This window comes from Oceanihabitans sp. 2_MG-2023, from assembly GCF_030547245.1.
In the GTDB taxonomy this organism is placed as follows: domain Bacteria; phylum Bacteroidota; class Bacteroidia; order Flavobacteriales; family Flavobacteriaceae; genus Oceanihabitans.
Genome location: NZ_JAUOQT010000001.1, coordinates 139,032 through 152,663 on the forward strand (window position 1 = coordinate 139,032; position 13,632 = coordinate 152,663).

12 protein-coding genes are annotated in these 13,632 nt (G+C 32.7%); all 12 read left to right on the top strand.

Translation table 11 applies throughout. The features are described 5' to 3' along the window. Positions 1 to 23: 23 nt before the first annotated feature. Complete coding sequence (locus Q4512_RS00565) at positions 24 to 1,478, top strand: membrane dipeptidase (RefSeq protein WP_303420504.1); 1,455 nt, start codon at positions 24 to 26, stop codon at positions 1,476 to 1,478. A gap of 81 nt (positions 1,479 to 1,559) precedes the next feature. Continuing rightward, entirely contained in the window at positions 1,560 to 1,895 is a 336-nt protein-coding gene (locus Q4512_RS00570) for an arsenosugar biosynthesis-associated peroxidase-like protein (RefSeq protein WP_303420506.1), read from the top strand. Between the two features lie 56 nt (positions 1,896 to 1,951). After that, on the top strand, positions 1,952 to 3,007 hold the full coding sequence (gene arsS, locus Q4512_RS00575; RefSeq protein ID WP_303420507.1) for an arsenosugar biosynthesis radical SAM (seleno)protein ArsS: 1,056 nt from the start codon (positions 1,952 to 1,954) through the stop codon (positions 3,005 to 3,007). 40 nt (positions 3,008 to 3,047) lie between these two features. Further along, positions 3,048 to 3,734 (top strand): DUF2064 domain-containing protein, encoded by a 687-nt coding sequence (locus Q4512_RS00580; protein WP_303420508.1) that lies wholly within the window; start codon positions 3,048 to 3,050, stop codon positions 3,732 to 3,734. Between the two features lie 41 nt (positions 3,735 to 3,775). Continuing rightward, positions 3,776 to 6,964, top strand: a complete 3,189-nt coding sequence (locus Q4512_RS00585) for a SusC/RagA family TonB-linked outer membrane protein (protein ID WP_303420509.1) — start codon at positions 3,776 to 3,778, stop codon at positions 6,962 to 6,964. Between the two features lie 10 nt (positions 6,965 to 6,974). After that, a complete protein-coding gene (locus Q4512_RS00590) occupies positions 6,975 to 8,420 on the top strand; it encodes a SusD/RagB family nutrient-binding outer membrane lipoprotein (RefSeq protein ID WP_303420510.1) in 1,446 nt (481 codons plus the stop codon). 15 nt (positions 8,421 to 8,435) lie between these two features. Beyond that, positions 8,436 to 9,770 (top strand): sodium:solute symporter, encoded by a 1,335-nt coding sequence (locus tag Q4512_RS00595; RefSeq protein WP_303420512.1) that lies wholly within the window; start codon positions 8,436 to 8,438, stop codon positions 9,768 to 9,770. Beyond that, positions 9,755 to 10,582, top strand: a complete 828-nt coding sequence (locus tag Q4512_RS00600) for a metallophosphoesterase (RefSeq protein WP_303420514.1) — start codon at positions 9,755 to 9,757, stop codon at positions 10,580 to 10,582. The genes Q4512_RS00595 and Q4512_RS00600 overlap by 16 nt, the downstream gene beginning before the upstream one ends. 17 nt (positions 10,583 to 10,599) lie before the next feature. After that, positions 10,600 to 11,133, top strand: coding sequence for a rhodanese-like domain-containing protein (locus tag Q4512_RS00605; protein ID WP_303420516.1), 534 nt, complete (start codon positions 10,600 to 10,602; stop codon positions 11,131 to 11,133). Positions 11,134 to 11,153: 20 nt separating this feature from the next. Then, positions 11,154 to 11,765 (top strand): TIGR04282 family arsenosugar biosynthesis glycosyltransferase, encoded by a 612-nt coding sequence (locus Q4512_RS00610; protein ID WP_303420518.1) that lies wholly within the window; start codon positions 11,154 to 11,156, stop codon positions 11,763 to 11,765. Beyond that, on the top strand, positions 11,758 to 12,570 hold the full coding sequence (locus tag Q4512_RS00615; protein ID WP_303420520.1) for a purine-nucleoside phosphorylase: 813 nt from the start codon (positions 11,758 to 11,760) through the stop codon (positions 12,568 to 12,570). Before Q4512_RS00610 ends, Q4512_RS00615 begins: the two co-directional genes overlap by 8 nt. 159 nt (positions 12,571 to 12,729) lie before the next feature. Further along, entirely contained in the window at positions 12,730 to 13,623 is an 894-nt protein-coding gene (locus Q4512_RS00620; protein WP_303420522.1) for a sterol desaturase family protein, read from the top strand. Positions 13,624 to 13,632 lie beyond the last annotated feature (9 nt).

The following is a 13,632-nucleotide window of genomic DNA, read 5'->3' on the forward strand; positions in this document are numbered from 1 at the left end:
GTTAACAGCATAAACACAAACACATGAAAAGGGCATATATAGATTTACATTGTCACCCAGCTTTAAAGCCTTATGGCAAGAGTTACAAATACAATCCTACCAAACAAAACCATTTAAACGCTGGTAGAAAAAACTCTATTTGGCACTATAGTCCTCCAAACTTCTTAGAACGTCAAGTAAATAAAATACTAACCTTAACTAAATTTACACAAACCGATCTAACAGCCTTAGCAAAAGCCAATTGTCTAATTGTTGTGATTTCTTTATATCCTTTTGAAAAACATTTCTTAAAAGACAGGATGCTAGGCTTTAAGTTTATTTCGGATATACTAACAAATCTTGCAGCTGGAGTTAGCCATTCTAGAATTGATAATATTAGAAGCCATAAAAGTTATTTTCAAGATTTAAATTTTGAATACGAATACTACCTACAGCTTCATAATTTTGCACAAGAAATAGATAATATCACCTACACTTATAAAATGACTAGTAGTTTTTCTGAAGTAGAAAAAAACATAGAAAAATCTTCAGAAACTAGAAAAATAATTAGCCTTATACCAAGTATTGAAGGTGCACATGCATTTGAAACCGGATTACTTCTAAAAGAAAACTCAGCAGATGAGCAAACAGTTTTAAACAATATTGACACAGTAAAAAGATGGGCACACAAACCGCTTTTTGTAACTTTAGCACATCATTTTTATAACGAAATTTGTGGTCATGCTAGAAGCATAAATATTGGAGCAATCAAAGACAACCAAAACAGAGGGCTAAACACAGACATAACCGAACTTGGTTATAAAGTAATAGATAAACTTTTAGACAACACTAACAACAAACGCATTCTCATAGATGTTAAACACATGAGTACAGCTGCTAGAAAAACATACTATAAGCTACTAGAAACAAAATACGCAAACCAAAATATCCCAATCGTAGTAAGTCATGGCGCAGTAAACGGGAAACGATCTATTGAAGAATGGAACAAAAAAGATTTCGGTTTAAGTAACCAATTTAGTGATATTGATATTAATTTTTATGACTCGGAAATACTACGTATTGCAAAATCTAAAGGTATTTTTGGCTTACAACTAGACGAAAGAAGAATAGCAAGTAAAAAAGCCATTAAAAGCTCCAGAATTTATATGCCAAAGAAAAAAAGACGTCTTGAAAACAAGTCCATACTTATCTGGAATCAAATACAACACTGCGCAGAAATATTAAACAAAAACAATCTATTTTGCTGGGAAACCGTTGCAATAGGATCCGATTTTGATGGTATTGTAAACCCAATTAAAGGACTATGGACTAGCGAAAACGTAAAAGACATAGAGCCATATTTAGTAGAAAGAGCGAACAATTACCTAAAAGAACATTCCCAAGATTTAATTTCTTTAAATCAAATCACTGCACAAGAAATAATAGATCGTGTATTATTTTTAAATGCAGAAGCCTTTTTAAAAACCAACTTTAATTAATTCTATTTTTTTGTTAAGTTCTCTGTGTCTTATCGACAGAAACTGTATATTCATTTTTTATAACATTTTAAAAAAATAAATATGGCAAAAACGTACTATGATCCAGCAGATTTAAGAAAGTTTGGAAAAATAACAGAATGGAACGAAGAACTTGGAAACAAGTTTTTTGACTATTATGGTAAAGTATTTGAAGAAGGAGCCTTAACTGCTAGAGAAAAATCATTAATAGCCTTAGCGGTAGCACACACCGAACAATGTCCATATTGTATTGACGCATATACCAAGGACAGTTTACAACGTGGTGTTACTAAAGAAGAAATGATGGAAGCCATTCATGTCGGTGCTGCGATAAAAAGTGGAGCAACCTTAGTGCATGGTGTACAAATGATGAATAAAGTAAATAAACTAGACGGTTAAAATAAAACCCAAACGGATTTACTTACGTAAGAATTACAAACACGAGAACCCGATTAATGGCAACAAAGTCCCTAAAAAAGCTAGGAAGTGATTTAGCGAAAAGTAATAAACAATTAGAAATTTTATCTAATGGTATTTTTGCAAATGATGAACTTCCAACATTTAAAAACAAAATTTCGGAAACGAGTCAGTTTCCGCTAAAAGCGAAACCTTTAGAAATTTTACAAATTAACGTCGGTTACATGTGTAACCAAGTTTGTGAGCATTGTCATGTAGATGCAGGTCCAGACCGAAAAGAAATCATGACGCAGGAAACCATGCAACAAATCTTAGATGTTATTAAAACTACTGGTGCGCATACTTTAGATTTAACAGGTGGCGCTCCAGAAATGAACCCTAATTTTAGATGGTTTGTCGAAGAAGCTTCAAAGATTGGTGTCAAAGATTTTATTGTTCGTTCTAATTTAACTATTATTCGTGCAAATAAAAAATATTACGATTTACCTCAGTTTTTCAAAAAACATAACATTCATGTGATAAGTTCTATGCCACATTGGACACGTGGAAAAACCGATAAACAACGTGGTGAAGGGGTTTTCGACATGTCTATAAAAGCATTACAAGAACTAAATGCTGTTGGTTACGGTATGCCAGGAAGCGATTTAAAATTAGACCTAGTATACAACCCTTCTGGAGCCTTTTTACCAGGAGATCAATCTGCTATGGAAAAGGATTTCAAAAAAGCATTGATGGAAGATTTTAGTATACAGTTTCACAACTTATTTGCGATTACTAATTTACCTATTGCAAGATTCTTAGACTTTTTAATAGCTTCAGAAAACTATGAAGATTATATGTATTCTCTAGTGGAAGCTTATAATCCTGCTGCTGTTGCAAATGTCATGTGTACTAACACATTGTCTGTAAGTTGGGATGGCTATTTATTTGATTGTGATTTTAACCAAATGCTAGAATTACCTGTCAACAGTAAATCTAAACATATATCAGAATATAAAACAGAGCTACTGGAAGGTAGAAATATTGTAATTTCTCAACATTGTTATGGCTGTACTGCTGGAGCAGGAAGTAGCTGTCAAGGGGTTGTTGCTTAAAATAAGAACTAAAAGTTTTTCGCTTTCGCGGAATGTATAAATGACTAATAAAACTGCAATTTTAATTTTTTCTAATTCTGCAAAAGAAGATGCCAAACGCAAATCTTTTTCAGATAGCAAATTGTTTGAAACACTTACAAACGATACGATTAAGAAAGTTAAAAAAACAGGTTTACCCTTTTTTCATTTTACCGAAACAGAACAACAAGGCACCAACTTTGGCTCTCGATTTAGCAATGCCATTCAAGCGATTTTTGATAAAGGTTTTACTAACGTTATTTCTATAGGAAACGATACCCCACATTTAAAAGCGAAACATTTAAAGCAAGCCAACCGAAAACTAATTCACAACCAATGTGTATTTGGTCCTTCGCAAGATGGCGGCTTTTATTTAATGGGTTTAACAAAAGCTTGCTTTAAAGCGGAAGCATTTATAAAACTACCGTGGCAAACTCCTACATTAAAAACAGCAACCTTAAGGTTATTCGTTTCTAGTCAAAATGAATTCCAAATTTTAGAAACCTTAAAAGACATCGATTCTTTTCACGATGTGAAAATTATTTTAAACAGCTTCAAAACGGTTTCTAAAGAACTAAAAACACTATTATTACGACTCTGTATTTCCGCGAAGGCGATACCTATATACCTATCCAATTTTTATAGATTACAAGGCAACAATTGCTATTTTAACAAAGGATCTCCTCTATTAGTTTCTATTAAAAACTAAAGGCTTTTAGCCAATATATCACGGAAACTAATCTTTTTTTAATGAAACACATTTACTTATGTGCTTTGCTTTTTGTATGTACATTTAGCTTTGCACAAACTACAATTACTGGAACAATTCGTGCACAAGACGGACAAACATTACCTTACGTAAACATCTTAGCTAGCCAAAATAATGGTACTATATCGGATGAAAACGGACAGTATTCCATTAGCATTTTAGATCAAACACAAAGTCTAACTTTTTCTTTTATAGGTTTTAAAACACAACAAATTTTAATAGATAAACAAATGGTAATTAATGTGACTTTAATAGAAGACACCTCTAGTTTAGACGAGGTAGTTATTACTGCTTTAGGGTTAGAAAGAGACACCAAAGAATTAGGATACGTAGTACAATCTATAAAAAGCAAAGCCATTAACGAGGTGAAATCTGTAAATTTTATAGATAATTTAGCAGGGAAATTAGCAGGCGTAACTGTTTCTCAAGGTGCAACAGGTGTTGGGTCATCCTCAAAAATAACCATTAGAGGAGAATCTTCCTTTTCTAATAACAATCCACTTTTTGTTGTAGATGGTATACCTATTAATAATAATACCGTTTTTAACTTTACGAACGAAGCTGCTGCTGGTTTTCAAGAAATAGATTTCGGAAATGGCGCCATGGAAGTAAATGCAGATGACATTGAAGAGGTTTCTGTATTGAAAGGACCAAGTGCTGCTGCTTTATATGGTACACGAGCTTCTAACGGAGTTATTGTAATTAAAACCAAAGATGGTAAAAAAACTAAAGGACTAGGTATTAGCATTAATTCTTCTCTATTTATTGAAAATGCTTTTAGATTGCCTGACTTTCAAAATAGTTACGGACAAGGTAATTCTGGACAGTTTGAATATGTAGATGGTCTTGGAGGAGGTATTAATGACAACATCACCTATTCTTGGGGACCACAATTAGATGCAGGTATTTTTGTTCCGCAATTTAATAGCCCTGTAACACTTGCAAACGGAACTATTGTTCGTGGTGGAGATACCGCCTTATACTCTGGCGATGCGATTACACCTACTTTGTTTCAATCGAATCCAGATAACTTAAAAGATTTTTACCAAACTGGAATTACAACCATAAATAATATTGCAATTGCTAACGGATTTGACACTGGTGATTATCGTTTATCTTTTACAGATTTACGAAGCGAATCTATTATTCCCGGTGTGAATTTAGACAGACAAACGGTTGCTGCAAAACTGAACTTTGAGCCTACTAAAAAAACAAGCATTTCTACTTCTATATCGTATACAAATGCTACTAGTGATAATAGACCCTCTAATGGTTACGGAAGCGAAAACGTAAATTATAGTTTGGTTGCTTGGGGACCACGAAGCTTAAACATTAACAGTTTAAAAAACTATTGGCAACCTGGTTTAGAAGGCGTACAACAATATAGTTTTAACTATACGTTTTTTGATAATCCGTATTTTATTTTATATGAAAACACCAATAGTTTTGATAGAGATCGTGTGTTTGGAAACCTTGCTATTAAGCAGGAATTCACAGAGCATTTCAATCTACAAGTTAGAACAGGAATGGATTATTCTTCTGAAAAAAGAATACTAAAACGTGCCTATTCTAGTAATCGTTTTCAAAATGGAGCTTACGCAGAACACGATGTCTTTTACAGAGAAGTTAATACTGATTTTTTATTAAACTACAACAATTCCTTTAGTGATTTTAAAGTAGATGTATCTATTGGTGGAAACCGATTAAACCAAAATGCATCAACAAAACAATCACAAACGGTTAGCTTAGCACAACCTGGAATTTTCAATTTAAACAATGCAGCTTCTCCTATTGAAGTCTTTCAGTTTACATCAGAAAAACGTATTAATTCTTTTTATGGTATTGCCAAATTAGGCTACAAAGATTTTCTGTTTTTAGATATTACTGGTCGTAACGATTGGTCTAGTGCTTTAGCTACACCTTTTTCGGTAGATGGCACTTCTTTTTTCTATCCTTCTGCTTCCGCAAGTTTTATTCTATCTAATGTTATCGAACTTCCTAAAGCAGTATCTTTTGCAAAGCTAAGAGCTAGTATTGCTCAAGTTGGTAATGATACCGATCCGTATCAAACTTCAGGCGCATTCATTTCGCAAACCACTTTTAATAGTGAACCTACATTTAGTAATCAAGATTTTATTCCTAATGCTAATCTAAAACCAGAAAGTACCACTAGTTATGAATTTGGAGCAGATCTACGCTTCTTAAAAGATAAAATTCGTTTTGATTTCACATACTACCATGCAACTACAAAAGACCAAATTATTTCACTACCAATTCCTATTTCCTCAGGCTATGAACAACAAGTGGTTAATGGAGGAAAAGTAAAAGCTTCAGGAATAGAAATCATTGCAGGATTCACTCCTATTAGAAATGCAAATTTTAAATGGAATAGCACTTTTAATTTTGCAAAAAACGAAGCTACTATTGAAGAGTTACCGCAAGAAAATGGTCGTCTAACTTTGGCATACAGCCGAATTTATGATAGCGCAGATCAAACCGTTTGGTTTCAAGTAGAGGAAGGTGGACAAATTGGAGATATATACGGAACTGGGTATTTGAAAAATGAAAACGAACAATTTATTATTGATGATAATGGAAACTTTATTGCAGATAATAACCTTCAAAAATTAGGAAACTACAACCCCGATTTTACTTTAGGATGGAATAACAATTTTAGCTATAAAAATTGGACCGCAGGCTTTTTATTGGATTGGAGACAAGGTGGCGAAATAGTTTCTAGAACAAGTGCTTTAGGAAATGTTGGCGGACAACTAGCGGAAACCGAATATAGACCAGAAGAAGGTATTATTGCCGAAGGTGTTACACAATCTGGACAACCTAACACAGTAGCTATTTCTGCAGAAAGTTATTACAGACAGTACTACGACAGAAACCACGAAGAAAACAACGTCTATGATGCTTCCTACTTAAAACTAAGACAATTTTCTATTGGCTATACTTTTAATGTAAAAGAAGGTTTTTTAGGATTAAAAGATGGAGGGGACATTGGTATTTCTTTAATTGGAAAAAACCTCTTTGCTATTACCGAAAATCCGCATTTTGACCCAGAACAACTAGCAGTTCAAGGAAACGGTTTTATTAGTGGTGTAGAAGACATGAGTTATGCAACATCCCGTAGTTTTGGATTAAAAGCAAGTTTAAATTTTTAATAGAGACACCATGAAAAACATACTATATATATTTAGCTTTTTTACTCTTGTTTTAGCTACAAGTTGCACCAAAGATTTTGAAGAGACTAACACCAATCCTAATGCGCCAAACACCGTACAACCTAGTTTATTACTACGTCAAGTTATATACGATTTTGGAGAAAATATGAGCTACGAAGGTTTTGTTGCTGGCGATTTATTAGCGCAACATAGAACCGCTTTAGATTTTAATTTATTTGATAGACACGCATTAAAATCACCACAATTAGGTGGGAATCCTTGGCCAATTTTTTATACCAACTTACGAGATAATGAAATTATTTTAAACCAATCTAGATCTACTGCAACCTTTCAAGTTTATGAAGGTCCTGCTTTAATTTTAAAAGCATATATGGCTGCTGGTTTAACCGATTTATTTGGTGACGTTCCTTATTTTGAAGCTTTTAACGGTATAGATTTAACAGTAACTCCAACCTATGACACACAAGAAGCTATCTACTTAGAAGAAGGAGGGATTTTAGATAATCTAGATAAAGGTATTGCTGCCATTGAAAACTATAATTTATCTATTCCGTTAGAAGGAGATATTTTATTTAATGGCGATTTAAACGCATGGATCAAATTTGCAAATAGTTTAAAACTAAAATATTTACTAAGAATTTCAAGCAAAATAGAGGTTTCTGAAGACATACAAAACCTGTATAACGAAGGTCTTTTTATTTCAACCACAGCCGAAAATGCAATTTTCAACTATACAAACACAGATCCTAATAGCTTTAGGTTAGCACAATTACGCGTTGGAGATTTCAATAACTTTGTACTATCTAAAACGATGGAAGAAATTTTATCCCACTTAAATGACGATAGAATAAACACCTTTTTCAAACCTTTTGAAAACGCAACTTCTAACCAATTTAACGGACTAATTAATGGTATTGATGCTGCTTCTACTTCTATTGTTTTAGCAGATTATTCTTTAGGAGGAAGCGCTTTTAGAGAAGACACTTCGGTTTTAGATGCTAATTTCATGACGTCCTGGGAAGTCTATTTTATTTTAGCAGAAGCCGCAACTAAAGGATATATTTCTGCTAACGCACAAGAGTTATACGAAACTGGAATTATTCAAGCTTTTGAATACTGGCAAACCGAATTACCTGCTAGCTATTTAACAGGGAATGCAGCTTTTAATGCAGTAGGGACAACACCATTACAACAAATAATTACACAGAAGTGGATTGCAAATCTAATTAATGGGTATGAAGGATGGATAGAATATAACCGTACAGGTTTCCCTGAATTTAATGCTATTTCAGCAAGTTTGAATAATGGATTAATTCCAGTTAGAATGCCATATCCCGCAGAAGAAGAAGCCTTAAATGCAGAAAATTATAACCAAGCGGCAACAGCAACTAATGGTAATGATATTAATTTTCCGGTTTGGTGGAATGAAAATTAAAAGGAAAAATAATTTATGAGTACAGAAAATTGGCAATGGCTTTTAGTTGTAGGATCAAGTTTAATCTTGTTTTTACTATCTCCGTATGCAAAAACAACAGATGCTTTTTTTAAAGCAACGCATAACAAAAAGTCACCAAACGTTTTAGTGTTAACAGGTAGCTTAATAATCTCTTGGATTTTTGCAAAAAGTATTACCGTTGCTGCTAATTTAGGTTTAGATTTCGGACTTGTTGGTGGTGTTGCGTATGCAGGATACTACTTGAGTTTTGCCGTTGCAGGTGTACTGATTTACCAATTACGAACCAAAGGAGGTTACACAAGTATACATGATTTTTTAACTAGTAAATTTGGCAAGAAAGCAGTTGCTATATTCACCTTTCTAATCATTATTAGATTGTTTAATGAGGTATGGAGTAACACCATGGTTATAGGTTCTTATTTTGGGGAAACAGGAAGTACCAGTTATTATACTGCAATAATTGTATTTACTGTACTAACCCTTAGCTACGCTATAAAAGGTGGTTTAAGTAGTTCTATTTTTTCAGATGTCATACAGATGGTTTTATTTTCGGTATTACTAATTATAATTCTTTACACTATTTTTTCGGTGGAAACCTTTACCGCAAAAAACATAACAACTTCTGGAACTTGGAGTTTTGAATTGGGTTTAAATTTATTTTTTGCAGCAATTATTCAGTCCTTTAGCTATCCATTTCATGATCCTGTTTTAACAGATAGAGCTTTTATTAGCTCCCCAAAAGTGACTAGGAAAAGTTTTTTATGGGCTAGCTTTTTTGGTGCATTATGCATTGTTCTTTTTAGTTTGATTGGTGTATATGCAAAAACACAAGGCATAAAAGGACAGGCAGCTGTTCAAGTAGGTAAAGCATTTGGTTTAGTAATATTACTAGTAATAAACTTTATCATGATTACCTCTGCAGCATCAACATTAGATTCCACTTTTTCCTCCTTTTCTAAATTATTAGCAGTCGATTTGGGTCTAGGAAAAAACATAACTTTTGGAAGGTTAGCAATGGTTGGTATTGCGGTATTGGGTACCATTCCAATCTTTTTTAATGCTGAAATACTATCCGCAACTACTATTTCTGGAACGATGGTTATCGGACTTACACCCATTTTCTTATTCTGGAAATATGAAGTACCAAAAATTAGCTTTTACCTAAGTATTGGTTGTGGTATACTTTTTGGTTTATTATTAATATTTAAAGCTTTTCCTAATGCTTTAATTTTTACTAAAGGCCGCTATGCAGACCTACTTTGGATTAATGTTTGGGGAATTTTTTGTTGTAACCTTATATATTTCGTTCCTAGATGGATAAAAAAATAAAACATATTGGTACATTAAACGGTAAAGTATTACTTTTTGGTGGTATTTATAGCAATCTTCAAGCTTTAGAAGCCCTTAAAGCTGTTGCTGAACAAAAAGGAATTGTACCAGAAAACTGTATTTGTACAGGAGACATTGTTGGCTATTGTGCGGAACCTGAAGAAACGGTTCAACTTTTAAAACTATGGAAAGCAAAAAGCATTTTAGGAAATGTAGAAATTCAATTAACAGAAGGTGAAGCAGATTGTGGATGTGATTTCACTGCAGGTTCACGTTGTGATGGCTTTTCAAAATTATGGTATCCATTTGCCCAAAGTAAGCTTAGTAAAAATGCTATAGATTATTTAGCTACTTTTCCAGATCACATCACTTTTAACTATGCAAATAAAAAAGTAACGGTTGTACATGGTGACTATTTTAATGTATCTGAATTTATCTTCAAATCTACAGATTGGTCTATCAAACAAAGAACAATAGAAGCAACCAATAGTGATGTTATTGTTGCTGGACATTGTGGTTTACCTTTTTATCAGCAAAAAAACAATAAATTATGGTTAAATCCTGGTGTAATTGGTATGCCAGCAAACGATGGAACACCACAAGTATGGTATGCAATTTTAGAAGAAGTACATGGCGAAATGAAATTTACACATCACAATCTCGACTATAATTACAAGTTAACCAACACATTAATGAGTAACGGTTTTCTACCAGAAGAATATGCCAGAACTATTGTTACTGGAATTTGGGATAATACAGAAATTTTACCTGCAATCGAAAGTGGATTACAAGGTTTTGGGATAACATTATAATGCAAAAAACAACACACATGAAATATACATTAATTATTCTTTTCACTTTTTTATCTACAGCAATGCTAGCACAAAAAAATCTTGAAGATTTATTAAAACAATATAATGACAAAGGCATTCCATACATTAGTGTAGAAGAGCTCGCCATGCCAAAAACTAACGCTATATTATTAGATACTAGAGAGCCAAAAGAATATGAGGTAAGTCATTTAAAAGATGCTGTTTCTGTTGGTTATGATCATTTTGATATTGCTTCCGTAGAAAAACAATATCCTAATAAAGACGAAAAAATTGTGGTCTATTGTTCTTTAGGTATTAGAAGTGAAACCGTTGGTAAAAAACTAAAAGAAGCAGGATATACTAATGTCTACAATTTATATGGAGGTATTTTTGAATGGAAAAACAAAGATTTTAGCGTGATCGATTCCGAAGAAAAAGAAACAGAAAAGATTCACACCTTCAATAAAGAATGGAGTAAATGGCTAGAAAAAGGAGAAAAAATTTATGAAGAAACTCCTAAAAAAAAGAAGAAAAAAAACAAATCCAATTAAACCAAACGTAAAGCAACTAAATGCACAAAAATTTAATCATTACATTTACTAGAAATCCAGAATTAGGTAAGGTAAAAACACGATTAGCAAAAACGATTGGAGACCAATCTGCTTTAAACATCTACACCTTTTTATTAGAACACACCGAAAAAACCATTAGAAACATAGACAGCGACAAAGCGGTGTATTACTCGGTTAGCATTAGAGAAAAGGATATTTGGGATAACAAAACCTACCAAAAACACCAACAACAAGGAAACGATTTAGGTGTTAGAATGCAAAATGCTTTTAAGGCAGGTTTTGCTGCTGGATATAAAAAAATTGTCATTGTTGGTAGTGATTTATTCGACTTACAACCCAAACACCTAAACGAAGCTTTTAAAGCCTTAGATAAAAACGATGCAGTTATTGGTCCTGCTGAAGATGGAGGATATTATCTTTTAGGAATGAAAACAATATTACCTTCCGTTTTTGAAACAAAAGAATGGGGAACAGATACGGTTTTTAATAACACCATAAAAGATTTACAAAATTTTAAGACCTACCATCTGGAAAAGTTAAATGATATTGATACTTTTGAAGATATGGAACATAATTCCACATTAAAAAAACTATTAATTACACATGATTAAATATATAAACGAAACCGTAGAATATCTTCAAGAAAAAGGTTTTGAAAAACCAGAAATAGGAATTATTCTTGGCACAGGACTTGGGCAACTTTTAAAGGAAATAAACATTTTAAAAGAAGTAAGCTATAATCATATTCCAAATTTTCCAACAGCTACAGTAGAGTTTCACAAAGGAAAACTTATCTATGGAGAATTAGAAGGTAAAAAAGTAATAGTAATGCAAGGCCGTTTTCATATATATGAAGGTTACTCACTACAAGATGTCACCTACCCTGTTCGTATTATGGAAAAACTAGGTATAACAACCTTATTAGTTTCTAATGCTTCTGGTGCAATAAACACCAACTTTAAAAAAGGGGAGTTGATGCTCATTGAAGACCATATAAATCTTCAAGGTAGCTCTCCTCTAGCGTTTAAAGGAGTTTCAGAACTTGGAGAACGTTTTACAGACATGAGCGCTCCTTATGATGCAAACATTAATGAAAGTTTTAAAGCTATTGCAACAGCAAATAATATAAAACTACACGAAGGTGTTTACGCTAGTGTTGTAGGTCCGCAATTAGAAACTAGAGCAGAATATAGAATGTTAAAAATTATTGGTGCAGATGCTGTTGGTATGAGTACCGTTCCAGAAATTATTGTTGCAAATCATTTAAATTTAAAAGCTGCCGCAGTTTCTGTCTTAACAGATGAATGTGATCCAGAAAACCTAAAACCAGTAAACATTGATGAAATTATTGCCATGGCTGCAAAAGCAGAACCAAACATGATTACATTATTTAAAGAATTAATAAAAAATCTATAAAAGAAATAGTCTTAGATTAAATCTTAATACTATCTAATAGCCATTAGAGAAACAAACTATTTATTTCTCTAATGGCTCTATTGATTTAAGAAATGACGTAAAAGAAAACGAAAATAAAAAAATGTTATTTTTACCTTACATTTTCGACTGAAGCATCACATGGAAAAATACATAGACATCATAAAAAATTCCTATTCTGGGTATTTTAACTACCTAAAAAATGAACTAATTTCTATTAACCATTGGGACAATTATTTTTACGGATTAATAATTATTTCTTTAGTGGTTTGGGGGTTAGAAATTGCATTTCCATGGCGAAAAAATCAATCTATTTTTAGAAAAGATTTTTGGTTAGACACCTTTTACATGTTTTTCAATTTCTTTTTGCTAAATCTAATTGTTCTTATTGCCTTATCGAATACAGCAGCTGCTTTTTTTGATGATATTTTAGGTGCTTTTAATCTATCTATTTTTAGCTTCCAATTATTTGATGTAGATAACTTACCAAGAGCATTAGGCTTATTTATTTTCTTTTTGGTTAGTGATTTTATGCAGTGGAATACGCATCGATTACTACATCGCGTACCCATGTTTTGGAACTTTCATAAAGTACACCATTCTGTAAAAGAAATGGGCTTTGCTGCACACTTACGCTACCATTGGATGGAGCCAGTACTCTATAAATCTATGCTATACATTCCGCTAGCAATTATTGGTGGTTTTGACGCACAAGATGTTGCAATCGTTCACTTTTTTGCGATTACTATTGGACATTTAAATCATGCAAATTTAGGTTGGGATTACGGTGTATTAAAATATGTTTTTAACAATCCTAAAATGCATATCTGGCACCATGTAAAAGAATTACCAGAAGGGGTTACATATGGAATTAATTACGGAATTACATTAAGTATTTGGGATTACATTTTTAAAACAAACCACATTCCTTATGATGGTAGAGATATCGAACTTGGTTTTGAAGGTGACGAAAATTTTCCAAAAGATTTTATTAGTCAAGAAATATATCCTATAAATAAAAACACTTCTAAATAACGCACCTCT

Coding starts and splice junctions, on each gene's coding strand:
- arsS (WP_303420507.1), top strand. CDS start 1,952: ATGGCAACAAAGTCCCTAAAAAAGCTAGGAAGTGATTTAGCGAAAAGT.
- Q4512_RS00605 (WP_303420516.1), top strand. CDS start 10,600: ATGAAATATACATTAATTATTCTTTTCACTTTTTTATCTACAGCAATG.
- Q4512_RS00620 (WP_303420522.1), top strand. CDS start 12,730: ATGGAAAAATACATAGACATCATAAAAAATTCCTATTCTGGGTATTTT.
- Q4512_RS00585 (WP_303420509.1), top strand. CDS start 3,776: ATGAAACACATTTACTTATGTGCTTTGCTTTTTGTATGTACATTTAGC.
- Q4512_RS00595 (WP_303420512.1), top strand. CDS start 8,436: ATGAGTACAGAAAATTGGCAATGGCTTTTAGTTGTAGGATCAAGTTTA.
- Q4512_RS00565 (WP_303420504.1), top strand. CDS start 24: ATGAAAAGGGCATATATAGATTTACATTGTCACCCAGCTTTAAAGCCT.
- Q4512_RS00600 (WP_303420514.1), top strand. CDS start 9,755: ATGGATAAAAAAATAAAACATATTGGTACATTAAACGGTAAAGTATTA.
- Q4512_RS00610 (WP_303420518.1), top strand. CDS start 11,154: ATGCACAAAAATTTAATCATTACATTTACTAGAAATCCAGAATTAGGT.
- Q4512_RS00590 (WP_303420510.1), top strand. CDS start 6,975: ATGAAAAACATACTATATATATTTAGCTTTTTTACTCTTGTTTTAGCT.
- Q4512_RS00580 (WP_303420508.1), top strand. CDS start 3,048: ATGACTAATAAAACTGCAATTTTAATTTTTTCTAATTCTGCAAAAGAA.
- Q4512_RS00570 (WP_303420506.1), top strand. CDS start 1,560: ATGGCAAAAACGTACTATGATCCAGCAGATTTAAGAAAGTTTGGAAAA.
- Q4512_RS00615 (WP_303420520.1), top strand. CDS start 11,758: ATGATTAAATATATAAACGAAACCGTAGAATATCTTCAAGAAAAAGGT.